This window comes from Dietzia sp. IBK-p2-16D (assembly GCF_057773085.1).
Genome location: NZ_JBYMTL010000001.1, coordinates 641657 through 664669, shown reverse-complemented (window position 1 = coordinate 664669; position 23013 = coordinate 641657). Strand labels below are relative to the sequence as shown.

Genomic DNA, 23013 nt, shown 5'->3' with positions numbered 1-23013 from the left:
GATGGCGACCACCACCAAGTCCAAGACCGACGGGCCACGTTCCAAGAGGAAGGTGATCCTCGACGCCGCCGTGGCCAATTTCGGCAGCGTCGGGTATGAACACACCAAGTGGGCCACGGTGGCCAGCGAGGTGGGTATCGGCCAGACCGCGCTCTACCACTACTTCGAGTCCAAGGCGCACTGCCTGCTCACCATCATGAGCACCGAGCTGACCCGGTATCACGAGCGGTTCGCCGTGGCGGTGCAGGATGCACCCGACGCGGAATCCGCTCTCCGGGCCGCTATCGCGAGCGCGTACGACATCACCGAGAGCGAGGCGCTCCAGGCTCGGATCCTGCTGCACCACATCGACATGCTCGCCTCGCCGCGCTCGTCGGAGCGGGAGGAGGAGGAGCGGGTGCGCGCGCGCGAGATGGTGCGCGTCGTCGAGCGGGACTGGAGCGGGCTGCTCGCGCAGGGGATGGCGTCCGGTGACTTCCCGGAGCGGGATGAGGTCGAGCTGGGACGGTACGTCCTGGGTCTGATCAATTCGGTGTGGAACTGGTACCGGCCGGGCAGGGACCGGACCCTCTCGGAGATCGCGGAGTCCGTGACCGGCGCGTGCATCCGGCTGGTGCACTGACCCGGTAGCCCGGCAGGGGAAACGGCGCGGTGCTACCGTGGCCGCTGAACATGAAGTGAATTCAAGTATGGAGGACCACATGTACAACCTCATCGTCATGGCATCCAAGCCCTCGGAGTGGACGCACGAGCAGTTCATCGACTGGTGGCGTGGCGAGCACGCTGATGTGACCTACCCGCTCCCGGGCCTGCGCCGGTGGTCGCACACGGCCGTCAAGGAGACCGGAGGGAACAAGCACTCGCTCGGCTGGGACGGTGTGTCGGTGCTCAGCTTCGACTCGAAGGAGGCCTACGACGCGATGCTCGAGAGCCCGGAGTGGGCCAAGGCCGCCGAGCACGTGGGTTCCATGGGGGGTCGCGCCATCATGGTGATGGGCGAAGAGCAGGTCATGGTCGACGGGTCGTGACCCGCGTGGGTGCGGACTGGACCGAGCTCGGCTGCCACCCGGTGACCGACTCGGTCCACCGGATCCCCCTGCCCATGCCGCAGGACGGGCTGCGCGCCATCAACGTCTACGTGGTCGAAGGTGTCGACGGGGTCTCGTTGATCGACGCCGGCTGGAACGTCCCCGGCAACCTGGAGATCCTGCGCGACGGTCTCGCCTCCATCGACGTGGGTCTGGACGAGATCACCGACGTCCACGTGACGCACATCCACCGCGACCACTACACGATGGGTCCCGAGCTCCGCCGCCGGGTGGGTAGCCGGATCCATCTGGGTGGCGGCGAGCGCCCGGGCCTCAGCGCGCTCCATGAGCTGCGCAGCGCCGTACCGGAAGACTCGCTCGCCGTGCTGGAGCGGGCCGGCGCCGCGGAGATCGCCGAGGCATCGAGGATCGACTCACTCGCCGAGCCGTGGATCGCCTCGGACTGGGAGATGCCCGACGAGTGGACCGAGCAGGGGCCGGTCTCCGTGGCCGGCCGACAGATGCAGGCTCGTCAGACCGCCGGCCACACCAAGGGGCACCTCGTCTTCGAGGACCCCGGACTGGGTGTGACGTTCACCGGCGACCACGTCCTGCCGAGGATCTCCCCGTCGATCGGCTTCGAGCTCGGCGGGTGGGACAACCCGTTGGGCGACTACCTCGATTCCCTCGAGGCGATGTTGCACCGCCCGGATACCGAGATGCTGCCCGCCCACGGGGCGGTGGGGGGGAGCGTGCACGTCCGGGTGCGGGAGCTGCTGGACCATCACGACGCCCGGCTGCGCGCGACGCGCGACCGGGTGCGTGCTCGCGAGGGGGCCACCGGCGCGGACGTGGCGGCGGGGCTGCCGTGGACGCGCCGCGAGCGGGCGTTCACCTCGCTCGACGGCTTCAACCAGATGATCGCGGTGTGCGAGACCGTCGCCCACCTGGATGTCCTGGTGGCGCGAGGCGAGATCGTCGTCGACGAGGTCACGGTGGACGGCGTCCAGCGGTACGTCACCGCCTGACGGGCCGGGTCGACACGGTGAACCGGCAACGGGCCCGCGGGGAATCTCCCCGCGGGCCCGCTCGCGTGCTATCGGACCGGGGTCAGCGCGCAGTCCAGCCGCCGTCGGCGTAGACCTCGGTGCCGGTCATGAACCCGGCGTCGTCGCTGGCCAGGAACGCCACACAGCCGGCGATCTCGGCCGGGGTCCCGAGCCGACCCATCGGTGTACCCGCGAGCATCCCGCGGTGTCGTTCGCTGCCCTCGTAGCGCTCGAGCAGCTGCGGCGTCTCGATGAAGCCCGGGTGCAGCGAGTTCACGCGGACGCCCCTGGTGGCCCAGTGGATGGCCGCGTTCTTGGTCATGGTCCGGACCGCGCCCTTGGCGGCGTGGTAGGCGAAGCTGTTGCCGAACCCGCCGACGCTGCCCAGGATCGAACACACGTTGACGATCGAGCCTCCGCCGGTCCGTTCGATCATCGTGCCCGCGTGCTTCATGCCCAGCCACACGCCGGTCTGATCCACGTCGATGACGCGTTGCCAGTGCTCCGGCGTCTCGTCCTCCACGGACTTGATGCTCCCGATCGCGGCATTGTTGACCAGGGCGTCCAGGCGTCCGTGGGCCTCGGTGACGCGCTCGACCGCGGCGGTCCAGTGCGCCTCGACGGAGACGTCCAGTTCGACGGCCAGGTGGGGACCGGCCGGCAGGGCGGAGACCGCCGCGTCGAGGTCGGTGCCGGGGAGGTCGGCGACGACGACGACGGCGCCCTCCGCGGCGAGTCGGCGGCAGATCTCGGATCCGATTCCGCCGGTCGCGCCCGTGACCAGCACGACCCTGTCTGAGAAACGCTCCATGTCTTAGGCCCTTTCCGGCTGTCTCGGGGGATGTCCCGCCAGCGTAGCGTAGTTGAACTGAGTTCAGTACAGAAGAGGATGGGGCTCAGTCGCCGGGGGGAAAGACCACCATCAGGGCCTCTGCCACGCACGCCGGGGTGTCGCGCCCCTCGACCTCGATTGCGTAGTGGACGCATCCCAGGACCCCGTCGGCCGCCGCCTCTCGCGTCCACGCCACCCGCCCGCGCGCGCGGATGCGGTCACCGGGGCGGACGTAGGACGGGAACCGCACCTTGTCCAAGCCGTAGTTGACCGCCCTGCCCACGCCTTCGAAGGTGAACAGCTCGGAGCTCAGGCGGGGGATGAGGGACAGGGTGAGGTATCCGTGGGCGACCGTCGTGCCCAGGTCGGTGTCGGCCGCCTTCTCGGCGTCGACATGGATCCACTGCCAGTCCTCCGTGACGTCGGCGAACGTGTCGATCCGTTCCTGGGTGATGGTGAACCAGTCACCCGCCCCCAGGTCGAGGTCCGCGGCTCGGCGGAACTCGTCGACGGTTCTGAAGATGTGGGTCATGGTGCCTCCGGTCGAGGGGTGGGACTGTACTGAATTGGGTTCAGCTGACGAGAGGTTACCGTTGGGGGGTGAACGACGACAGCGATTCCGTGGCGGGCCGCCTGGCCGTCGGTTATGTCCCCGGCGTGCAGCCCGACAAGTGGTTGACCCGGTGGCGGGAGCGCAACCCCGGCGTCCCCGTCTCGGCGCGGCGTGCGGGCGACCCGCGAGCGGAGCTCGCCGACTCCGCCGGGGCTGACGGTTTCGACGTGATCTTCGTCCGCGAGCCCGATGACGCACCGCGGTCGGCCCCGCCCGGCCTGCTCCGGGTTCCGCTGTACACCGAGACGATGGCCGTGTTGGCCGAGAAGGATCACGAACTCGGCGCTTTCGATTCGGTCGCCGCCGCGGATCTGGACGGCGAGCATTGGCTCGAGCCGGTGGACCCGATCGGCGCGACACCCGACGAGGTCTCCGCCGCGGTGGATCTGGTCGCCGCCGGCGTCGGGCTGCTCGTGCTGCCGCTGCCGTACGCGCGATCACTGAGTCGGCGGGACGTGGTGGTGAGGCCGGTCGAGGGGGTCCCCGCGACGCGGATGGGCATCGCGTGGTCGCCGGCGCGGGAGGGTGACGAGCTGATCGACGAGTTCGTCGGCATCGTGCGGGGTCGCAGGGCGGGTACGTCACGAGGTGCGGGGGAGCCCCCGCGAGAGAAGCGGACCGCGCGCGAGAAGACCGCCGCCAAGGCGAAGTCCCGGGCAGAGCGTGCGCCCAAGCCCACGGGCCGGGGTGCGCGGCGGCGCTGACGGCGCGGGGGCCGGATAGGGCGCGGGGCCGGCTACGGGGTGCGGATTCAGGCCCGCGCCGCACCGACCATGCCCCGGGCGAACTCGAGGTGTCGGGCGACGACGTCGTCGGCGGACAGTGGTCCGTCGGGGCGGTACCAGGACGCGATCGACACGCACAGTGAGGCGATGGCGCGCGCCGCGTCCTCGGGGTGTGCGCACGTGAACTCGCCGGATTCGATCCCGGCACGGATGGCGTCCTCGAGCATCTCCTGCTGGGCGTCGCGTTGCGCGATGTGGTGGGCCCGCACGTCCGGATCCATGCTGCGCATCTCCGTGGACGCCACGAACGCGTGGTCGCGACGCGCCATGTGGAAGCGGGCCAGGCACTCGACGACATTCTCGAACCTGGTCACGGTGCGTTCCTCCGCGTCATCGGCGGCGGCCCGGGTGTGTGTGAGCATCTCCGCCATGGCCGAATCCACGACCGCGGCCAGGATCGCCTGCTTCGAGCGGTAGTGGTGGTACAGGCCCGGAACCGAGAGCCCGGCGGCTTCGGCGATCATCCTGATCGAGGCCCCGTGGTAGCCGTGCCGGGCGAAGACCTCCAGGGCCGCGCGTAGGGGAGTGGAGAGTTCGTCCGGGCCGAACTCCCGCCAGTCCGCCGAGGTCTTCTCACTCATCGTCACAACCCTATCCACCCTCTCGCTTGACACCTGATGTGGTGTGGGTAACACTATCGCACACCGAGCGATCGATCGGTCGGTAAACGGCAGAACGACCTGAACGAGAGGAGCGACGATGAGCCAGGAAGACCCGAGGCCATGGCGCACGCTGTATCGACCGGGGCTCGACGAGAGCCTGGTGACGCGGCGGGCGACGCTCGTGGACGCCTGGCGTGAGCGTGTCGCGTCCTCGCCGGAGCGGATCGCCATCGCGTACTTCGACAGCGGATTCTCCGCCCGCGAGGTCGACGCGATGGCGGATGCGCTCGCGACGGCCCTGCAGGTCCGCGGGGTCGCGCCCGGGGACCGTGTCGGCATCCACCTCCAGAACATCCCCCAGTACGCGCTGGCCATGCTGGCACTGTGGAAGATCGGCGCCGCCGCCGTCGTGCTCAACCCCATGTACTTCGGCCGCGAGCTCCGGCTCCCCGTCGAGGACTCCGGCGCGGTGGGGATCATCGCGACCGACCGTGACGTGCCCGCCATCCGCGACGCGGTCTCCGGCACCGCTGTGGCGTGGGTCCTCGGCACCAGCGAGCGGGACCTGCAGACCCGGAACGATCCCCGCGCCTTCGGCGCCGACCAGCAGGTCGAGCCCTCGGCAGACGGCGATCTGGTCTCCCTGATCCGCGAGTTCGAGGGGCGCACGCCCCAGCCCGCGGAGGGCACCCCCGACGATCTCGCGCTCCTCACCTACACCTCGGGAACGACCGGGCCGCCCAAGGGTGCGATGAACTCCCACGCCAACGTGATCGCCGTCGCGCGGAGCTTCGCCGACTTCGTGGGGCTCGTGCCGGGCGACGTGGTGCTCGCGATGGCGCCGTTGTTCCACATCACGGGTGCCGTCATCAACGCCACCCTCGCGCTGGTCAGCGACTCCACCCTCGTCTTCGCCGGACGTTTCCGTCCCGAGGTCATGCTGGACGCGTTCCACGAGCACGGGGTGACGTTCACCATCGGTTCGATCACCGCCTACAACGCGCTCATGCGCCTCGACGAGGCAGGCCCGGAACACTTCTCGGCGGTCAAGACCCTGTACAGCGGCGGGGCGCCCATCCCGCCGTCGACGGTCGAGCGCTTCGAGGAGCGGTTCGGCCACTACATCCACAACGGGTACGGCATGACCGAGACGACCTCCGGGGTCATCGCGGTGCCGCCCGGGCTCCGGGCGCCGGTCGACGACGCGAGCGGCACCCTGTCCATCGGCGTCCCGCTGCCGGGGATCGGCGCCGAGGTCGTCGGCGTGGACGATCAGCCGGTGGCACCGGGCGAGCAGGGCGAACTCGTCCTGTCGGGCCCGCAGATCGTGTCCGGGTACTGGCGCAACGAGTCCGCGACCGCGTCGACCATGCCCGGCGGTCGCCTGCACACCGGCGATGTCGCCGTCATGGACGCCGACGGCTGGGTCTACCTCGTGGACCGCCTCAAGGACCAGATCAACGCCTCCGGGTACAAGGTCTGGCCCCGCGAGGTCGAGGACGCCCTGTACGAGCACGACGCCGTGTTCGAGGCCGCCGTCGTGGGACTTCCCGACGAGTACCGCGGGGAGAAGGTCGCCGCGTTCGTCTCCCTCAAGGCCGGGCGGACCGCGACCGAGGACGAGCTGATCGCCTTCGCCGCCGAGCGGCTCGCCGCCTACAAGCGGCCGGCCGAGGTGCACGTCGTCGGTGAGCTGCCCAAGACACAGACCGGGAAGATCCGGCGTCGCGAACTCCGCGACGACCACACGCCACCCCACCCCTCCACTACCACCGAAGGACACTGACATGGCCGAGGCCACCATCAACCCCGACGACCGCGGGAGGGTCGGCGACACCGCCGTCGTCCCGAAGCAGTCCGACACGGGCAACCGCGGTAACGTCCGCTCGCTGGCCGCCAGCACCACCGGCCAGCTGTTCGAGTGGTACGAGTGGACCGCCTACGCGGTCTTCGCCCCGTACATCGCCGCGGCGATGTTCAACAACGAGAACCCGGTCTCGGCGCTGCTGGCGACGTTCGCCGTCTTCGCCGTGGGCTTCCTCATGCGCCCGCTGGGCGGCATCGTCTTCGGCCGCATCGCCGACGTCCGGGGCCGTAAGTTCGTCCTCATCACCACGATGCTCATGATGGCCGGTGCCAGCCTGCTCATCGGTCTGCTCCCGACCTACGGGACGCTCGGGATCGTCGCCTCGGCACTGCTGCTGCTGTGTCGCATGATCCAGGGCTTCGCGCACGGTGGCGAGTCGGCCACCGCCTACAGCTACGTCGCCGAGATCGCGCCCCCGCACCGTCGCGGCATGTGGGGCAGCCTCGTCTTCGTCGCCATCATGGGCGGCACGGTCATCGCCTACGGAATCGGCGGCACCATCACCGCCGTCCTGTCCGAGTCCGCGGTGGGCGAGTGGGGCTGGCGTGTCCCGTTCCTGCTCGGTGCCGTGTTCGCACTGTTCGTGCTGTACCTGCGGTCCGGCATGGAGGAGTCCGACGTCTTCGACAAGGCCGCCGAGGCCGCTGCCGCCGATCCGAACTCCCCGGTCGCCACGTTCTCGCGCCGCAAGCTCGCCGGTGCCATCGCACTGGTCGTGGCCATGGTCTCCGGCATCACGGTCGCGCACTACACCTGGAGTTCGTACGCCTCGACCTTCGCCATCACGCAGCGTGACATGGATTCACAGGCCGCGTTCTGGGCGATCTTCGGCAGCCAGCTCATCGCCCTGTGCACGCTCCCGCTGTGGGGCCTGCTCTCCGACCACATCGGGCGCCGTCCGGTCATCTTCATCTTCGGCGTCGGCACGATCATCACCACCCCGGTGCTCATGGGGATGATCGACGAGCGTCCCTGGACGCTGTTCCTCGCCTCGCTCATCGCCATGACCCTGGTGGCGGCCGCCGGTTCGATCCTGTCCTCGTTCATGTCCGAGGCGTTCCCCACCAAGATGCGCACTGCCGGCATCGGGTTCGCGTACTCGCTGTCCGTCGCGGTGTTCGGCGGCAGTGCGCCCTACCTCAACGCCCAGTTCATCCAGTGGGATCTGTACTGGATGATCAGCGCCTACATCATCGCCCTCTGCGTGGCGACGATGGTCGCGACCGCCTTCATGAAGGAGACCCGGGGCCACGACCTGCACCGTGTCGGCCACAACTGAGCGTCGGCCACAACTGACCCGAACCACCCGCCCGGTCGCCCATCAACCGCGAGGATCCACGCCATGACCACTTCATCGTCCGAGTCCACGGGACTGTCCGTCGACCAGTTGCTCCGCCCCGACGTCGTGGGGCCGAAGATCGCCGAGGCCACAGGGGAGCAGGCCTGGGCGGACTTCGACGCCGACCTCATCGCCGGCGGCAAGTCCAATCTCACGTTCACGCTCCGCTCGGACGCCGGGGAGCTGATCCTGCGGCGCCCGCCGACGGGCGAGCTCCTGCCCAGCGCGCACGACATGGGCCGCGAGGCGCGGATCCAGCTCGGGCTGGCGGGCACGGGCGTACCGGTGGCGAAGGTGGTGCTCAACGAGACCACCGGCGAGGACCTGGGCGTGCCGTACTACGTGATGGAGAAGGTGGTCGGTCACGTCATCCGTGACGTGCTACCGGCCGGCTTCGCCGAGAGCGACGACGACAAGGCGGCGATGGCGGACGCGCAGATCGACGCGATGGTCGCACTTCACGCGGTGGATCAGAACGCGGTCGGGCTGGGGGATCTCGGTCGCCCGGACGGTTACCTGGAGCGGCAGCTGCGACGCTGGATGGGCCAGTCGGAGAAATCCAGCGCCTCCGTTCGAGCCGACCGGCTGCCCGACCTGGCCGCGCGTCTCGGCGAGAGCATGCCCACCTCGCCGTCGTCGCGGATCATCCACGGTGACTACCGGCTCGACAACTACGTCGTCGACCCCGACGACCCGGGGCGGATCAAGGCCATCCTCGACTGGGAGCTGTCCACGCTCGGCGATCCGGTCGCCGACCTGGCGCAGACGGTCCTGTACTGGGGCGACCCTGACGGGCCGACGGTGCCGCTCATCCCGAGCATCACCACCGAACCGGGGTGGCCCGGCCCCCAGCGCCTCCTCGACCGGTACTGCGCGGCGACCGACACCGATCCGTCGCACATGCCGTGGTACCTGGCGTTCGCCGTCTTCAAGTTCGCGGCGATCGCCCAGGGCGTGGCGACCCGCTCCGAGGCCGGCGACATGGCCGGTCAGGACTTCGGTGACATCGGCCCGCAGATCCGCGAGCTGGTCGACCACGGCCACTCGATCCTCGACTCCAGGAAGGTGACCAACTGATGGCCGAGTCTTCATCCGCAGCGCCCACCCCGGTCGATCCCCGGACCGGACCGCAGTCGGCGCTGCCCGTGCTCGACCGCTTCCGGCTGGACGGCCGCGTCGTGGTGATCACGGGCGCCTCCTCCGGGCTCGGGGCCGGTTTCGCGCGGGCCCTGTCCTCGGCCGGTGCCACGGTCGTCCTGGCCGCCCGGCGCCGTGAGCGCCTTGACGCCCTCGCCGAGGAGCTCCGTGCGACCGGGGCGGTGGCGACCACCGTGGCCTGCGACGTCGCGGACCCCGAATCGTGTGCGGCGATGGTCCGCGCGGCGACGGACGCCCACGGGCGCATCGACGTGCTGGTCAACAACGCGGGCATCGGCACCGCCGTGCCCGCTCTCAAGGAGACCCCCGAGCAGTTCCGCAGCGTGGTCGACGTCAACCTGAACGGCGCCTACTGGGCCGCCAAGGAGTGCGCGGCCGTCATGGAGCCGGGCGCGTGCATCGTCAACGTCGCGAGCGTCCTGGGTCTCACCGCCGGCTTCGCCCCCCAGGCCGCGTACTCGGCGACCAAGGCGGCCGTGCTCGGACTGACCCGCGACCTCGCAGCGCAGTGGGGCAGCCGCCGTGGCATCCGCGTCAACGCGCTGGCCCCGGGGTACTTCGCCTCCGAGATGACCGACGAGATCCCGGAGAAGATGCTCGCCGACATCACCGGCAGCACCATCTTCGGTCGGCTGGGGCTGCAGCCCGAGCTCGACTCGGCGCTGCTGTTCCTGGCCTCGGACGCCTCGTCCTTCATCACCGGGACCACGCTCGTGGTCGACGGTGGGATGACTATGCATTGAACTGACTTTGCACTGAACCAACCCTGCACTGACGCAGGCACCTCTTCCCTCATCCCGCCCGCGGCGGGCAGCCGCGGATCGCTTCTACAGGAGTAATGACATGGAATTCGCTCACAGTCAGCGCAGCATCGAGCTGCAGGAGAACATGTGGGAGTTCATGCGGGAGCACGTCTTCCCCGCCGAGCCCGTCTGGGCCGAGTACCTGCGCGAGCACGGCGACAACGCCTACCCGCCGGTCATGGAGGACCTCAAGGCCGAGGCCCGTCGCCGGGGCCTGTGGAACCTCTTCCTGCCCGAGTGGTCCGGGATCTCCAACCTCGAGTTCGCCGCGGTCTCGGAGATCACCGGGTGGTCGCCCGTCATCGCCCCGGAGGCGATCAACTCGCAGGCGCCCGACACCGGGAACATGGAGACCTTCCACCTGTTCGGCACCGACGAGCAGAAGGCCAAGTACCTCGAGCCGCTCAAGGAGGGCAAGATCCGCTCGGCGTACGCCATGACCGAGCCGGACGTGGCCTCCTCGGACGCCACCAACATCCAGACCGTGATCCGTCGCGAGGGCGACGAGTACGTGATCAACGGTCGCAAGTGGTGGATCACCGGCATCGCCGACACCCGCTGCGAGATCCTCATCGTCATGGGCAAGACCGATGAGTCCGCGGAGACCCACCGGCAGCAGTCGATGGTCCTCGTGCCCCGGGACACCCCGGGTCTGACGATCGAGCGTAACCTGCCGCTGTTCGGGTACCAGGACCAGCACGGTCACTGCGAGATCGTGTTCTCCGACGTGCGGGTCCCCGTGTCGAACCTCCTCGGCGAGGAGGGTGCCGGGTTCGCGATCGCCCAGGCCCGTCTCGGGCCGGGCCGCATCCACCACGCGATGCGCGCCATCGGCATGGCGGAGCGGGCGCTGGCGCTCATGGTCGACCGCGCCAAGTCCCGGCACGCGTTCGGCGGGTCGCTGGCCAGCCAGGGCGTGGTGCAGGAGCACATCGCCAACTCGCGGATCGAGATCGACCAGGCCCGCCTGCAGGTCCAGCACTGCGCGTGGATGATCGACACCGTCGGCGCCAAGGAGGCGCGGTTCGAGATCTCCGCCATCAAGGTGATCGCCCCGCAGGTCGCCTGCGCGGTGATCGACCGGGCCATCGAGATCTTCGGCGGGGCCGGCGTCTCCGGTGACACCCCGCTGGCGTACTTCTACGCCTGGGCGCGTGCGCTGCGGATCGTCGACGGCCCGGACGCCGTCCACCGCCGCACCATCGCGCGGGGCGAGCTCAAGCGGACGCCGCCGTACATCGGCTGAGCGTGATGCGCAACACTGACAACACCCGGTCTTCCCGGACCGGATACTCACCGTTCAAGAGAGGAACACGCACATGGGTGCAGTGATCGTGGAGGCCGTGCGCAGCGCGGTGGGCAAGCGCAAGGGTGGACTGGCCGGGGTGCATCCCGCCGATCTGTCGGGGACCGTTCTCAAGGCGCTGGCCGAGCGCGCCGGGATCGACGGTTCGATCGTCGAGGACGTCATCTGGGGCTGTGTCACCCAGGCAGGCGAGCAGGCCGGGGACATCGCCCGGACCGCCGCCCTGTCGGCGGGGTGGCCGGAGACGGTCACCGGCGTGACGATCGACCGGCAGTGTGGCTCGTCGCAGCAGGCGCTGAGCTTCGCGGTGGCCGTGGTCGAGTCCGGGTATCACGATGTCGTGGTGGCCGGCGGCGTCGAGTCGATGACGCGGGTGCCGATGGGCTCGCACGTCTCCTCCGAGTCGTTCCCGTACGGGCAGTCGTTCCTCGACCGCTACGACGGCACCGCCCCCAACCAGGGCGTCGGTGCAGAGATGATCGCCGAGCGGTGGGGCTTCACGCGCACCCAGCTTGACGAGTTCGCCGTGGCGTCGCACGAGAAGGCCGCCGCCGCGCAGGACGCCGGCTTCTTCGCCGGGCACATCGTGCCGGTGACCACCCCGGACGGCGTCTTCGACACCGACCAGGGCATCCGCCGCGGCAGCACCGTCGAGGGGCTGGCCGGACTGAAGACCCCGTTCAAGGAAGACGGCGTCATCCACGCCGGCAACGCCTCGCAGATCTCGGACGGCGCCGCGGCGATCCTCGTGATGAGCGAGGAGGCGGCCGCCAAGTACGGCTGCACCCCGATCGCACGGGTGCACACCGCCACGCTCGCCGGCGACGATCCGGTCATCATGCTCACCGCGCCGATCCCCGCCACGGCCAAGGCACTGGCCAAGGCCGGACTGTCGATCGACGACATCGGGGTGTACGAGGTCAACGAGGCGTTCGCGTCCGTGCCGATGGCGTGGCTCGCCGAGACCGGGGCGGACCCGGCGAAGCTCAACCCCAACGGTGGCGCCATCGCGCTCGGGCACCCGCTCGGCGGCTCCGGCGCCCGGATCTTCGCCGACCTCGTCCATCACATGAAGAACGAGGGCATCAAGTACGGCCTGCAGACGATGTGTGAGGGCGGCGGCCAGGCCAACGCCACCATCATCGAGTTGCTCTGATCCGAGCCGGATCACCCGCCGCGACCCCCGACCTCCCTCACGGAGGCCGGGGGTCGCGGTGTTCGGTGGCTACTCCCCGGTGAGGACGACCGCCCGGCCGAGCACCTCGCCGCGATCCAGCGCCTCATAGGTCTCCGGTGCCGCCGAGAGCGGGACGCGCCGGGAGATCATCCCGCCCAGGTCGAGCTTCCCCGCGGCCAGCAGGCGCACGAGCGCCGGCACGTCCTGCCGGGCGCGGGCCCCGTAGGACCCCTTGATCTGGATCTTGCGACGCACGATGCGGGCCAGGTCCACGTCCAGCGAGGTGCCCGCGGGTGGGATCCCCACGACGACGACCCGGCCGCCCTCGCGGGCGATGTCGGTCGCCTGCCGGGTGGTGGCCGCCGACCCCAGGGCCTCGAAGGCGACGTCCACCCCGCGACCGCCGGTGATCTCCATGATCGCCTCGGTCGCGTCGACCGCCCGCGAGTTGACGGTGTGGGTGGCACCCATGCGGCGGGCGAGGGCGAGCTTGTCGTCGTCCACATCGATGGCGATGACCGACTCGGCGCCACTGACCGCCGACAGCTGGACGATGTTCTGACCGACCCCACCTACCGCCACCACCGCGACGGATTCCCCGGTCCGGACGTCGCCCACGTTGCGGACCGCGCCGTAGGCGGTGAACATCGAACACCCGAGGATGGCGGAATCGGTGAGGTCGAGCTGCTCGGGGAGGGCGAACACCGCGGTGGCGGGCGTGACGCTGTACTCGGCCAGCCCGCCCATCGAGTACATGGACAGAGGTTCGCCGGAGGCCCGGTGCAGGCGCGTCTCGCCGTCGTACAGGGTGCCGCGCAGGCGGTTGTACTCGAAGAACGTCGAGCAGATGTCCTCCATGCCGCGGGCGCAGTTCTCGCACGATCCGCACGGCATGATGAACGAGCCGACCACCCGGTCGCCGGGCCGGACGTGGGTGACCCCGGCGCCGACCTCGGCGACGACGCCGGAGATCTCGTGGCCCAGGACTCCCGGCAGCGGGAACCCGACCTCGCCCTTCATCACGTGCAGGTCCGTGTGGCAGACCCCGCAGGCGTGGTTGTGGACAAGGACCTCGCCGGCGCGCGGTTCCGGGATCGGGATGTCCTCGATCACCAGCGGGGACCCGGTCTCCACACACACCGCAGCTCTCATGGTGCCGACTGTACGCAGCCGTCAGCGGCCGAGGAGCTCGTCCGAGATGATCCGCATCTGGATCTCGCTGGTGCCCTCGAAGATGCGGGTGAGGCGGGCGTCCCGCCAGTGCCGTTCCACCTGGAAGTCGGTGGTGTAGCCGGCCCCGCCGTGGATCTGGACGCCCTGCGAGGTCACCCGCTCGGCCATCTCGGTGGCCACGAGCTTGCACATGGCGGCCTCGAGCGAACAGCGGCGGCCCGAGTCGATCGCGGTGGCGACGGAGTACATGAGCTGGCGCGCCGCCTCGATGTCGGCCGCCATCTTGGCGATCTCGAAGCGCAGGTACTGGAACTCGCCGATCGGGCGGCCGAATTGCTCGCGGGTGGTGACGTAGGCGATCGAGTCCTCCAGCGCGGCGCGGGCCAGACCGATGGCGCGGGCCGCGGTGTGCGCCCGGCCGACCTCGAGCCCGGACACCGCCATGTAGAAGCCCCTGCCCTCCTCGCCGAGCAGCGCGTCGGCGGGGATCCGGAAGTCGTCGAAGGACAGCTCCCAGGTCTGCCACCCGAAGTAGCCGATCTTGCGGACCGGAGTGCCGGTGATACCGGCGGGAAAGGAGCCGCGCTCCTTCTCCACCAGGAAGGTCGAGATGCCCCGGTACGGCTTGTCCGGGTCGCGGTCCGGATCGGTGCGGGCGAACAGGACGAGGTAGTCGGCCCGGTCTGCGTACGTGCACCACATCTTGGTGCCCTTGATGACCCATTCGTCGCCGTCGCGGACGGCGCGGCACGAGATGTTGGCGACGTCGGACCCCGCCTCGGCCTCCGACAGCGCGTAGGCGCCCAGCCACTCGCCACGGGCGACGCGGGGGAGCAGGCGGGCCTGCTGCTCGGCGGTGAACCCGCCGCCCATGCCGTTGCCCCGGGCGAGCAGACCCGACACGGACAGCCACCCCCGGGCCAGCTCCTCGGCGACCAGGCAGTACTCGAAGACTCCCAGTCCCAGGCCGCCGTGCTCCTCGTCGATCATGATCCCGAAGAAGCCCATGTCGGCCATCTTCTGCCGTAGCTCGTCCGGGATGTCGCCCTTCTCCGGGTCCAGGCGGTTCGCGACCGGGAGGACCTCCCTGGCGGTGAAGTCCCGGGCGAGGTCCCGGATCGCGAGCCGGTCCTCCGTGAGGTAGACGGGAACGTCCTCGCGGGCGGTGGGTTCGTGGGTCATCCGGATCGTCCTCCCGGGGTGAGTCGGTCGTTGCCCGCGCCGAGGGAGGGCGCCGGGCCGGTGCCGAGGTGGTCCCCGTCGAACGTCGCCGGGTACGCGGCGGCCAGATAGGGGCCGATGCCGGGTTGGTCGAGGCGGGAGAAGAGGGGGTTGGTCTCGAGCTCGCCCTCCGAGACGACCTCGGCGAACGTGCGGTAGCGCTCGTGGAGCACCACCGAGTCGGCGAGGGCGCGCGCGACCTCGTCGGTGCTCCGGGCGGAAAACCAGCGGGCGAACAGTGCGGCGAGGACCTCGCGATAGGAGTAGCGGTCGCCCTCTTCGGTGAAGTCGGCGCCGGTCGCGGTCTCGAGCGCGTCGACGGCCTCCCGGGTGCCCGTGAGGCGAGCCAGGTCGTGGAAGTGCCGGGTGGTCAGGGCGACGATCATGAACCGACCGCCGTCGCGGGTGGTGAAATCCGTGCCGAACGTCCCGTAGACGTGATTGCCCACCGCGGGGCGCGACGACCCGTCGAGCTGGGGTTCGGTCAGGTACCCGAGCGTCCCCGCGGTGGCCAGGGCGACGTCGTCGAGGGGGAGCACGATCCGCCGCCCGCGGCCGGTGCGTTCGCGCTCGCGGACGGCCGCCACCACGGCCAGCGCCGCGTGCAGTCCGGCGGCCACGTCCCAGGCCGGCAGGACATGGTTGACGACGGTCCCGCCCTCGGCCGGGCCGGTGATCGAGGGGAAGCCCAGGGCGGCGTTGACCGTGTAATCCACCCCGGGCCGGCCGTCGCGGCGGCCGAGCAGTTCGAGGGTGATGACGTCCTCGCGCTCGGCGGCCAGGACGTCGTGACTCATCCAGCTCCGACCTCCCGAGTTCGTCACGAGGATCCCCCCGCCCTCGCCGGGCGCGGTGACGAGCTCGCGGAATGCCCGCCGGCCGTCGTCGGAGCGCAGGTCGAGGGTGACCGACGCCTTGCCCCGGTTGAGCCCGGTCCAGTAGATCGACGTCCCGCCGGGCGCCAGGGGCCACCGGTTCACGTCCGCGGCACCACCCACCGGGTCGACCCGGATGACCTCGGCGCCGAGTTGCGCGAGCGTGAGTCCGCAGAGGGGTGAGGCGACGAAGCTCGAGAGCTCGACGACGCGGATCCCGTCCAGCGGTCGGGACGCGGAGGGCTCTGTCATCAACGGCTCCCGGTGGGGCGGCGGGCCAGTTGCCCCGCGGTGCAAATCCTGATAATAGTTTGAAGCATACAGCGTGGAAATGTGTTCCGCGACACCCATCGCCGGCGGACAGGGGCGAGACCATGAGCGAGCAGCCGAGCAGCCCGACCTCCGAGGTCGACGCGGAGGTCGACGCGGACGACTTCGCTGACATCCTCGCCACCACGCGTGAGTACATCCGCACGATGGTCGTACCCCGCGAGCGGGAGATCGCCGATAGCGACGCGGTCCCGGACGACATCCGCGCAGACCTGGCCGGAATGGGTCTGTTCGGGTACGCGATCCCACAGCGGTGGGGCGGGTTGGGCCTCGACCTGACCCAGGATGTCGAGTTGGCGATGGAGTTCGGGTACACGACGTTGGCCATGAGGTCGCTGTTCGGGACCAACAACGGGATCGCCGGGCAGGTGCTCGTGAACTTCGGCACCGACGCCCAGAAGGCCGAATGGCTCGAGCGGATCGCCTCCGGCGAGGTCATCGCCTCGTTCGCCCTGACCGAGGACGGCGCCGGCTCGAACCCTGCCGGACTGGCCACGAAGGCCGTGCGGGACGGCGGTGCGGGCAGTGAGGGCGGCGACTGGGTCATCGACGGCACCAAGCGCTTCATCACCAACGCCCCGCTGGCGGATCTGTTCATCGTGTTCGCGCGTACCCGCCCTGCCGACCGCAGCGGGACGGGGATCGCCGTGTTCCTGGTCCCCTCGGACGCCCCGGGCGTGAGTGTCGGCCCCAGGGACAAGAAAATGGGGCAGGAGGGCGCGTGGACCGCCGAGGTGGACTTCCGGGGTGTGCGCGTACCCGCCACCGCCCTGGTGGGGGGCGACGAGGACGCCGGGTACCGGGCGGCGATGACCTCGCTGGCCCGCGGCCGCATCCACATCGCCGCCGTCGCCGTGGGATCGGCGCAGCGGGCGCTCGACGAGTCGCTCGCCTTCGCGGCGACCACCACCCAGGGTGGCGAGGCCATCGGCGGGTTCCAACTGGTCCAGGGGATGCTCGCCGACCAGCAGACCGGCGTCATGGCGGGCCGTGCCCTCGTCCGCGAGGCCGCCGCCAAGTACGTCTCCGGCGAGGACCGCAGGATCGCCCCCTCGGTGGCCAAGCTGTACTGCACCGAGATGGTCGCCGACGTCGCGGACAAGGCGGTCCAGATCCACGGCGGCACGGGCTACATGCGGGGCGTGGCGGTGGAGCGGATCTACCGTGACGTCCGACTGCTCCGCCTGTACGAGGGCACGAGCGAGATCCAGCGCCTCATCATCGGCGGTGGCCTCGTGCGCGGGGCGATGCGGGACGCGGGTCCCCGGTGACCGCCGAGCCCCTTCCGCTGGCGGGTATCACCGTGGTCGCGGTGGAGCAGGCCGTCGCCGCGCCCCTGGCCACCCGGCACCTGGCCGACCTCGGCGCGCGCGTCATCAAGATCGAACGCCCGGGGGAGGGTGACTTCGCCCGCGCCTACGACGACGCCGTGCACGGGCTGGCCTCCCACTTCGTGTGGCTGGGCCGGGGCAAGGAGTCGATCGAACTCGACCTCGCCTCGCCGGGCGGCAGGGAGACCGCGCTGGCCCTGGTCGACCGGGCAGACGTGGTGATCAGCAACCTGGCGCCCGGGGCGATGGACCGGTTGGGATTCGGGGCGACGGCGCTACGTGAGCGACGGAAGGACCTCGTCGTCGTCACCATCTCCGGCTACGGAGACGGCGGTCCGTACACGGACCGCAAGGCCTACGACATGCTCGTGCAGGCCGAGTCCGGGCTGTGCTCGATCACCGGCACCCCCGAGGCCGCCGCCAAGACCGGGGTCCCGGTGTCCGACATCGCCACCGGGATGTACGCCCTGTCGGCGATCCAGTCGGCGCTCTTCCGGCGGGAACGGACCGGGCGCGGGGCCACCGTCGAGGTGTCCATGTTCGAGGCCACCGCCGAGTGGATGGGCCACCCCATGTACACCCGGATGTATGCGGGGAGACAGGTCGAGCGGATGGGACTGTCCCACGCGTCGATCTGCCCGTACGACGCGTTCCCGACCCGCGACGGGCAGGTGTTGATCGGCGTCCAGAACGACCGGGGATGGGCCGCGCTGGTGCGCGATGTGTTGGGGCGGCCGGAGTTGGTCGACGACGAAAGGTACGCCACCAACATCGCTCGCGTCGCCCGGAGGGCCGAGGTGGACGCGCTGATCGGCTCCCTGACCATGGGGTACGGCTCGGTGGAGCTGGCCGACCGGCTCGACGAGTTCGGCGTCCCGGCGGGGCGGCTCAACGACGTCGCCGGGCTGGTCGACCACCCGCAACTCGCGGCGCGGGATCGGTGGCGGGACGTCGAGACGCCCGCGGGTCCGGTCCGCGGCCTGCTCCCGCCGATGACCTTCACCGATGTAGAGCTGCCCATGGGGCCCGTTCCCGCACTGGGGCAGCACACCGACGCGATCCTGGCGGAACTCCGGCGTGACGGAGCACTCGGGAACACCACCGACCACGACACACGAGAAGAGGACACACACCATGGGCCTGCTCGAGGGTAAGACCGCAGTCGTCACCGGGGCCGCTCGCGGCATCGGGTTGGAGATCGCCCGGACGTTCATCGACCAGGGCGCGCGGGTGGTGATCGGCGACATCGACGACGAGGCGGGCGTCGCGGCCGTCGCCGACCTGGGCGGTCAGGACTCCGCGCGCTACGTCCACTGCGACGTCCGGGACGGGGCGGCGGTCGAGGCGATGATCGACGTGGCCGAGGAGGCGTTCGGGCCGCTGGGGGTGTTCGTCAACAACGCCGGCGTCACCCGTGACGCGACCATGCGCAAGATGACAGAGCAGCAGTTCGACGACATCATCGCCATCCACCTCAAGGGGACGTGGAACGGCACCCGCGCCGCCGCCGGCCGGATGCGCGGGCACGGGGGAGGGGCGATCGTCAACATCTCGTCGATCTCCGGCAAGGTCGGTCTCGTCGGCCAGACCAACTACTCCGCAGCCAAGGCCGGGATCGTGGGGCTGACCAAGGCGGCGGCCAAGGAGGTGGCGTTCGCGGGGGTGCGCGTCAACGCGGTCCAGCCGGGGCTCATCCGCACCGCCATGACACTGGCCATGCCCGAGCACGTCTGGGAGGAGAAGTTGGCCGAGATCCCCATGGGGCGCGCAGCCGAGCCGAGCGAGGTCGCGCAGGTGGTGCTGTTCCTCGCCAGCGACATGTCCAGTTACATGACCGGCACCGTCCTGGAGATCACGGGAGGGCGGCACATCTGAGTGCCCGGACCGCGGGCCGTGCGATGCCGTGCGCTCAGGCGAGGTCCCAGCGGATCGGCTGGGCGAGTTCGGACCGGAACCGCTTCTCGAGGTACGTGGTGTGCTCGTCGATGTGCACGGACATCAACCGAGAGGCGGTGTCCGCGTCGCGATCGGCGATCGCGGCGTAGATGTCCTCATGGATGTCGCAGGTCAGCTCGCGTTGGCGCTTCGGGTAGCTGATCCCCATCGAGGCCCCGGCGATGAGGCCCGTCAGCGCGTCGAAGAGGTAGCCGAAGAGGGCGTTTCCGGAACTCCAGGCGATGAGCTCGTGGAAGCGTTCCGAGTGCGCGGAGAAGGCTGCCGGGTCGGCCGACCGTGCCCGGGTCTCCCGGAGGTTCTCCGCGAGTCGCTCCAGGCCGGCGTCGTCGATGCGGGTGGTGGCCAGCCGCGCGATACCCGGCTCGAGGGCGGCGCGGGCCTCCATGATCGTCGAGAACGGGGCGTTCTCGAACTGCAGGAGCAGGCTCAGGGTGGCGGCGAGGGTGCCGCCGTCGGGTTGCTGCACGATGGGGCCGCCGCCCGGGCCGGGCTTGAGCATGATGACGCCCTGGAGCTCCAGGTAGCGGAGCGATTCCCGGAGGGTGCCGCGGCCGACCCCGTACTCCTCCAGCATGAGGTGCTCGGGCGGCAGCCGGTCGCCGACGGTGTTCCCGCGGCGGGAGATGTCCTCGACGATCTGTTGGGCCACGAGCAAAGCCGTCTTCTTGGGTCGGCCTACCGCCGGGCGGACCCCGCCGCTGCCTGAACTCATGGCCACCATTATCTCCGTCTCCCGTCTCAGGGCATGAGCACGGTGTAGGTCCAGTCCAGGACGGGCGCGTCGCCGTCCTGCCGGTGCGCGGTGACGAGCGACCGCAGGTCGAGCGCAGTCCCACCTCCTGCCGCCTCCACCGCCGCGCCCACCACGACGTCGCTGCTCAGGGTGTCGCCCTCGCGGACCGGACCCACGTGGTCGCACGAGTGCCACCCGAGCACCGTGAGCATGGACGGCAGGGCCCGGGTGGCCTGCGAGAGCGCGAGTCCGATGGTGTGGCCGCCGTAGACCAGCCGGCCGGAGCCCGAGACGCGGCCGTCGTGATGGGTTCGGGCGACGTTCATGGTCAGCCGCGCCAACTCGGGTGCACCCGACACCACGTCGGCGCCCGGTCGCAGGACGGTGCCGGCCGCGGGGATCGACGGTGGTCCGCCGGGGAGCGCGGCGCGGTAGGCGTCGAGGTTCCAGCCCTGCGGCGTCGCCCACGGGCGCTCGTGCCCGCCGCCGATGCGCGAGAGGTCGTCGTCGTGGACGCAGGACGTGGGGTCCACGCCCCCGGACATCGGCAGCATCGCGCACCGGTGGAAGTCCAGGACGGTCCGGCCGTCCTGGTCGGTGGTGGTGATCCGGAGCGCGGCCAACCCGGTGGCCGCGCGGCCGGGTCTGGGGGAGTTGGTCCTGAGACCGACCACCTCGGTCCGCGTCGAGAGGGTGTCACCGATCCGGGGAGCCGCGAGTAGGCGCAGGCCCCGATAGAACAGGTTGGCCTTGACCCGGTGGGTCACCACGGTGGACTGACCGATCGCGATGTCGGTCACCAGCCCGGGGTGCGCCACCGCGGCGCCGGTGACCGCGTGGGACAGGTGGCGGTCCAGCGGCAGGCGCAGGCGGTCACCGAGGATGGCCTGGTGCGCGGCCGCCAACCCGTCGGTGAGGGTGACCGAGGGGGCCTCGTCGAAGACCTGTCCCACCTCGAGCTGGTCGAAGTAGGGGCCGCCGATCTCCACGACGGGCCCCTGCGGGGTGGGGTTCTCGGTCATCGCGGCCTCCTTCCGGCCCGGGTGGCGTGCGTCGCGAGCCCGCGCCGGCGTCCGCTGACACACTACACAAAACCATGCGCATGATTATTGACTATTGGGCACGCGGTTGCGACGATGAGGTCCGGAGCCCGCCTGACCGGCGGATGGAGACGACGACGAGGTGTTCTGCGATGCCGGACCTGAACGATGACGAGGCCTACCTGGTCGCGACCGTGCGTCAGTTCATCGATCGCGACGTCACGCCGTACGTGCGCGAGATGGAACACGCGAACGAGTACCCCGAACGCTGGATCGAGCAGATGAAGGCGATCGGCATCTACGGTCTGGCGGTGCCCGAGGAGTTCGGGGGGACGCCGGTCTCGATGCCGTGCTACGTCCGCGTCACCGAGGAGCTGGCCCGCGGGTGGATGTCGCTCGCCGGCGCCATGGGCGGGCACACCGTGGTCGCCTCACTGCTCAGCGGGTTCGGCACCGAGGAGCAGAAGGCCACCTACCTCCCCCGGCTGGCGACCGGCGAGATCCGGGCGACCATGGCGCTGACGGAACCCGGCGGGGGCTCCGACCTCCAGGCGATGACCACCACCGCGACGGCCGAGGGTAACGAGCTCGTGATCACCGGTGCCAAGACGTGGATCTCCAACGCGCGACGCTCCGGCCTCATCGCCCTGTTGTGCAAGACCGACCCGTCGGCGCTGCCGAAGCACAGGGGGATCTCGATCGTCCTGGTCGAGCACGGGCCCGGTCTCACGGTCTCCGAGGACCTGTCCAAGCTCGGGTACAAGGGCGTCGAGACGTGTGAGCTGTCCTTCGACGGCTACCGCACCCCCGCCTCCCGGATCCTGGGAGGAGAACCGGGTAAGGGGTTCGCGCAGATGATGAAGGGCCTGGAGACCGGGCGTATCCAGGTGGCGAGCCGCGCGCTGGGCGTCGCGGCCGCCGCGCTGGAGGACTCCCTCGCGTACGCGCAGCAGCGCGAATCCTTCGGGCAACCCATCTGGAAGCACCAGGCCATCGGACACCGCCTGGCCGACATGGCCACCAAGCTCACCGCCGCACGCCAGCTCACCCTGTTCGCCGCCGAGAAGTTCGACGCGGGGCAGCGGTGCGACATGGAGGCGGGGATGGCCAAGCTCTTCGCCTCCGAGGTGGGGATGGAGATCGCGCTCGACGCGGTCCGGATCCACGGTGGCTACGGGTACTCGACGGAGTACGACATCGAACGGTACTTCCGCGACGCCCCGCTCATGATCGTGGGCGAGGGGACCAACGAGATCCAGCGCAACGTCATCGCATCGCAACTGGTGGCACGTGGCGGGTTGGAATGAGGAGAGGACTGTCGTGAAGGTGTTCGAGGGACTGGAGCAGCTCGAGGCCGAGCTCGGTCGGCACGTCGGGTACAGCGACTGGATGGAGATCACCCAGGAGCGGATCGACGCGTTCGCCGAGGCCACCGGGGACCACCAGTGGATCCACGTCGACCCGGTCCGGGCCGCCGACGGGCCGTACGGTCGCACCATCGCGCACGGGTACCTCACCCTGTCGCTGCTGCCGGTGCTCGGCGCCGAGGTGATGGAGATCCGGGGATTCGCCATGATGATCAACTACGGGGTCGACAAGGTGCGGTTCCCCGCGCCGGTGCCGGTCGGGTCACGTATCCGTGCGGGGATCGAGTTGACGTCGCTTCAGCGGAAGTCGTCCGGAGTCCAACTCAACAGTCTGGTGACCGTCGAGGTCGAGGGTTCCGACCGGCCGGCGGTCGTGGCCGAGACCGTCCGGATGATGGTCGAGTGAGGCGACAGGCCCCGGTGCCCGG

23 protein-coding genes are annotated in these 23013 nt (G+C 70.2%); 15 read left to right on the top strand and 8 right to left on the bottom strand.

What is annotated here, in order from left to right; genetic code table 11:
- Position 1: 1 nt before the first annotated feature.
- The 3 genes from AC3DE3_RS03190 to AC3DE3_RS03180 all read left to right on the top strand — a co-directional run bounded on the left by AC3DE3_RS03190 (position 2) and on the right by AC3DE3_RS03180 (position 2056).
- Positions 2-622, top strand: a complete 621-nt coding sequence (locus AC3DE3_RS03190) for a TetR/AcrR family transcriptional regulator (protein ID WP_260488006.1) — start codon at positions 2-4, stop codon at positions 620-622.
- Between the two features lie 79 nt (positions 623-701).
- Complete coding sequence (locus AC3DE3_RS03185) at positions 702-1028, top strand: EthD domain-containing protein (protein WP_260488004.1); 327 nt, start codon at positions 702-704, stop codon at positions 1026-1028.
- Entirely contained in the window at positions 1025-2056 is a 1032-nt protein-coding gene (locus AC3DE3_RS03180; RefSeq protein ID WP_312027442.1) for an MBL fold metallo-hydrolase, read from the top strand. Before AC3DE3_RS03185 ends, AC3DE3_RS03180 begins: the two co-directional genes overlap by 4 nt.
- A gap of 82 nt (positions 2057-2138) precedes the next feature.
- Here AC3DE3_RS03180 and AC3DE3_RS03175 read toward each other — a convergent pair whose 3' ends face one another.
- Together AC3DE3_RS03175 and AC3DE3_RS03170 are read right to left on the bottom strand one after the other, a co-directional pair.
- The gene (locus tag AC3DE3_RS03175; RefSeq protein ID WP_488368922.1) at positions 2139-2888 is read right to left on the bottom strand and encodes an SDR family NAD(P)-dependent oxidoreductase; all 750 of its coding nucleotides are present in this window, start codon (positions 2886-2888) and stop codon (positions 2139-2141) included.
- Positions 2889-2973: 85 nt separating this feature from the next.
- A complete protein-coding gene (locus AC3DE3_RS03170; protein ID WP_260488000.1) occupies positions 2974-3441 on the bottom strand; it encodes a MaoC family dehydratase in 468 nt (155 codons plus the stop codon).
- A 68-nt stretch (positions 3442-3509) separates the two neighbouring features.
- Between AC3DE3_RS03170 and AC3DE3_RS03165 the strand changes: the two genes are divergently transcribed.
- Complete coding sequence (locus tag AC3DE3_RS03165; RefSeq protein WP_260487998.1) at positions 3510-4226, top strand: LysR family transcriptional regulator substrate-binding protein; 717 nt, start codon at positions 3510-3512, stop codon at positions 4224-4226.
- Between the two features lie 47 nt (positions 4227-4273).
- Here the strand turns inward: AC3DE3_RS03165 and AC3DE3_RS03160 are convergent, their stop codons facing one another.
- Positions 4274-4888 (bottom strand): TetR/AcrR family transcriptional regulator, encoded by a 615-nt coding sequence (locus AC3DE3_RS03160; protein WP_488368921.1) that lies wholly within the window; start codon positions 4886-4888, stop codon positions 4274-4276.
- A gap of 118 nt (positions 4889-5006) precedes the next feature.
- Here AC3DE3_RS03160 and AC3DE3_RS03155 point away from each other — a divergent pair, with 118 nt between their 5' ends.
- The 6 genes from AC3DE3_RS03155 to AC3DE3_RS03130 all read left to right on the top strand — a co-directional run bounded on the left by AC3DE3_RS03155 (position 5007) and on the right by AC3DE3_RS03130 (position 12538).
- Positions 5007-6695 carry a class I adenylate-forming enzyme family protein gene (locus AC3DE3_RS03155; RefSeq protein ID WP_488368920.1) on the top strand — a complete coding sequence of 563 codons (1689 nt, stop codon included), beginning with the start codon at positions 5007-5009 and terminating at the stop codon, positions 6693-6695.
- A gap of 1 nt (position 6696) precedes the next feature.
- Complete coding sequence (locus AC3DE3_RS03150) at positions 6697-8055, top strand: MFS transporter (RefSeq protein WP_488368919.1); 1359 nt, start codon at positions 6697-6699, stop codon at positions 8053-8055.
- 63 nt (positions 8056-8118) lie between these two features.
- The gene (locus tag AC3DE3_RS03145; protein ID WP_488368918.1) at positions 8119-9192 is read left to right on the top strand and encodes a phosphotransferase family protein; all 1074 of its coding nucleotides are present in this window, start codon (positions 8119-8121) and stop codon (positions 9190-9192) included.
- A gap of 62 nt (positions 9193-9254) precedes the next feature.
- The gene (locus AC3DE3_RS03140; RefSeq protein ID WP_488369101.1) at positions 9255-10016 is read left to right on the top strand and encodes an SDR family NAD(P)-dependent oxidoreductase; all 762 of its coding nucleotides are present in this window, start codon (positions 9255-9257) and stop codon (positions 10014-10016) included.
- Positions 10017-10116: 100 nt separating this feature from the next.
- Positions 10117-11322, top strand: a complete 1206-nt coding sequence (locus tag AC3DE3_RS03135) for an acyl-CoA dehydrogenase family protein (protein ID WP_260487988.1) — start codon at positions 10117-10119, stop codon at positions 11320-11322.
- Positions 11323-11395: 73 nt separating this feature from the next.
- Positions 11396-12538 carry a thiolase family protein gene (locus tag AC3DE3_RS03130; RefSeq protein ID WP_488368917.1) on the top strand — a complete coding sequence of 381 codons (1143 nt, stop codon included), beginning with the start codon at positions 11396-11398 and terminating at the stop codon, positions 12536-12538.
- 69 nt (positions 12539-12607) lie between these two features.
- Here AC3DE3_RS03130 and AC3DE3_RS03125 read toward each other — a convergent pair whose 3' ends face one another.
- The 3 genes from AC3DE3_RS03125 to AC3DE3_RS03115 are packed head-to-tail and all read right to left on the bottom strand — an operon-like array spanning position 12608 to position 16080.
- Positions 12608-13711, bottom strand: a complete 1104-nt coding sequence (locus AC3DE3_RS03125; RefSeq protein WP_488368916.1) for a zinc-binding dehydrogenase — start codon at positions 13709-13711, stop codon at positions 12608-12610.
- A 21-nt stretch (positions 13712-13732) separates the two neighbouring features.
- The gene (locus AC3DE3_RS03120; RefSeq protein WP_488368915.1) at positions 13733-14914 is read right to left on the bottom strand and encodes an acyl-CoA dehydrogenase family protein; all 1182 of its coding nucleotides are present in this window, start codon (positions 14912-14914) and stop codon (positions 13733-13735) included.
- Entirely contained in the window at positions 14911-16080 is a 1170-nt protein-coding gene (locus tag AC3DE3_RS03115; RefSeq protein ID WP_260487980.1) for a CoA transferase, read from the bottom strand. The genes AC3DE3_RS03120 and AC3DE3_RS03115 overlap by 4 nt, the downstream gene beginning before the upstream one ends.
- A 122-nt stretch (positions 16081-16202) precedes the next feature.
- On the opposite strand from AC3DE3_RS03115, the gene AC3DE3_RS03110 reads away from it, so the two are divergent.
- The 3 genes from AC3DE3_RS03110 to fabG are packed head-to-tail and all read left to right on the top strand — an operon-like array spanning position 16203 to position 19364.
- The gene (locus AC3DE3_RS03110; protein WP_488368914.1) at positions 16203-17429 is read left to right on the top strand and encodes an acyl-CoA dehydrogenase family protein; all 1227 of its coding nucleotides are present in this window, start codon (positions 16203-16205) and stop codon (positions 17427-17429) included.
- Positions 17426-18643, top strand: a complete 1218-nt coding sequence (locus AC3DE3_RS03105; protein WP_488368913.1) for a CaiB/BaiF CoA transferase family protein — start codon at positions 17426-17428, stop codon at positions 18641-18643. The genes AC3DE3_RS03110 and AC3DE3_RS03105 overlap by 4 nt, the downstream gene beginning before the upstream one ends.
- Positions 18624-19364, top strand: a complete 741-nt coding sequence (gene fabG, locus AC3DE3_RS03100; RefSeq protein ID WP_488368912.1) for a 3-oxoacyl-ACP reductase FabG — start codon at positions 18624-18626, stop codon at positions 19362-19364. The genes AC3DE3_RS03105 and fabG overlap by 20 nt, the downstream gene beginning before the upstream one ends.
- A 34-nt stretch (positions 19365-19398) precedes the next feature.
- Here the strand turns inward: fabG and AC3DE3_RS03095 are convergent, their stop codons facing one another.
- Both AC3DE3_RS03095 and AC3DE3_RS03090 read right to left on the bottom strand, forming a co-directional pair.
- Complete coding sequence (locus AC3DE3_RS03095; RefSeq protein ID WP_206472509.1) at positions 19399-20157, bottom strand: FadR/GntR family transcriptional regulator; 759 nt, start codon at positions 20155-20157, stop codon at positions 19399-19401.
- 26 nt (positions 20158-20183) lie between these two features.
- Positions 20184-21200 (bottom strand): MaoC family dehydratase, encoded by a 1017-nt coding sequence (locus AC3DE3_RS03090; RefSeq protein WP_488368911.1) that lies wholly within the window; start codon positions 21198-21200, stop codon positions 20184-20186.
- Positions 21201-21370: 170 nt separating this feature from the next.
- On the opposite strand from AC3DE3_RS03090, the gene AC3DE3_RS03085 reads away from it, so the two are divergent.
- Positions 21371-22525: an acyl-CoA dehydrogenase family protein gene (locus AC3DE3_RS03085; protein WP_488368909.1), complete on the top strand. Its 1155-nt coding sequence runs from the start codon at positions 21371-21373 to the stop codon at positions 22523-22525.
- Between the two features lie 13 nt (positions 22526-22538).
- Positions 22539-22991 (top strand): MaoC family dehydratase, encoded by a 453-nt coding sequence (locus AC3DE3_RS03080; RefSeq protein WP_260487968.1) that lies wholly within the window; start codon positions 22539-22541, stop codon positions 22989-22991.
- Positions 22992-23013: the final 22 nt, after the last annotated feature.

Coding starts and splice junctions, on each gene's coding strand:
- AC3DE3_RS03085 (WP_488368909.1), top strand. CDS start 21,371: ATGCCGGACCTGAACGATGACGAGGCCTACCTGGTCGCGACCGTGCGT.
- AC3DE3_RS03155 (WP_488368920.1), top strand. CDS start 5,007: ATGAGCCAGGAAGACCCGAGGCCATGGCGCACGCTGTATCGACCGGGG.
- AC3DE3_RS03115 (WP_260487980.1), bottom strand. CDS start 16,080: ATGACAGAGCCCTCCGCGTCCCGACCGCTGGACGGGATCCGCGTCGTC.
- AC3DE3_RS03190 (WP_260488006.1), top strand. CDS start 2: ATGGCGACCACCACCAAGTCCAAGACCGACGGGCCACGTTCCAAGAGG.
- AC3DE3_RS03175 (WP_488368922.1), bottom strand. CDS start 2,888: ATGGAGCGTTTCTCAGACAGGGTCGTGCTGGTCACGGGCGCGACCGGC.
- AC3DE3_RS03095 (WP_206472509.1), bottom strand. CDS start 20,157: ATGAGTTCAGGCAGCGGCGGGGTCCGCCCGGCGGTAGGCCGACCCAAG.
- AC3DE3_RS03130 (WP_488368917.1), top strand. CDS start 11,396: ATGGGTGCAGTGATCGTGGAGGCCGTGCGCAGCGCGGTGGGCAAGCGC.
- AC3DE3_RS03170 (WP_260488000.1), bottom strand. CDS start 3,441: ATGACCCACATCTTCAGAACCGTCGACGAGTTCCGCCGAGCCGCGGAC.
- AC3DE3_RS03125 (WP_488368916.1), bottom strand. CDS start 13,711: ATGAGAGCTGCGGTGTGTGTGGAGACCGGGTCCCCGCTGGTGATCGAG.
- AC3DE3_RS03145 (WP_488368918.1), top strand. CDS start 8,119: ATGACCACTTCATCGTCCGAGTCCACGGGACTGTCCGTCGACCAGTTG.
- AC3DE3_RS03150 (WP_488368919.1), top strand. CDS start 6,697: ATGGCCGAGGCCACCATCAACCCCGACGACCGCGGGAGGGTCGGCGAC.
- fabG (WP_488368912.1), top strand. CDS start 18,624: ATGGGCCTGCTCGAGGGTAAGACCGCAGTCGTCACCGGGGCCGCTCGC.
- AC3DE3_RS03090 (WP_488368911.1), bottom strand. CDS start 21,200: ATGACCGAGAACCCCACCCCGCAGGGGCCCGTCGTGGAGATCGGCGGC.
- AC3DE3_RS03135 (WP_260487988.1), top strand. CDS start 10,117: ATGGAATTCGCTCACAGTCAGCGCAGCATCGAGCTGCAGGAGAACATG.
- AC3DE3_RS03160 (WP_488368921.1), bottom strand. CDS start 4,888: ATGAGTGAGAAGACCTCGGCGGACTGGCGGGAGTTCGGCCCGGACGAA.
- AC3DE3_RS03120 (WP_488368915.1), bottom strand. CDS start 14,914: ATGACCCACGAACCCACCGCCCGCGAGGACGTTCCCGTCTACCTCACG.
- AC3DE3_RS03185 (WP_260488004.1), top strand. CDS start 702: ATGTACAACCTCATCGTCATGGCATCCAAGCCCTCGGAGTGGACGCAC.
- AC3DE3_RS03110 (WP_488368914.1), top strand. CDS start 16,203: ATGAGCGAGCAGCCGAGCAGCCCGACCTCCGAGGTCGACGCGGAGGTC.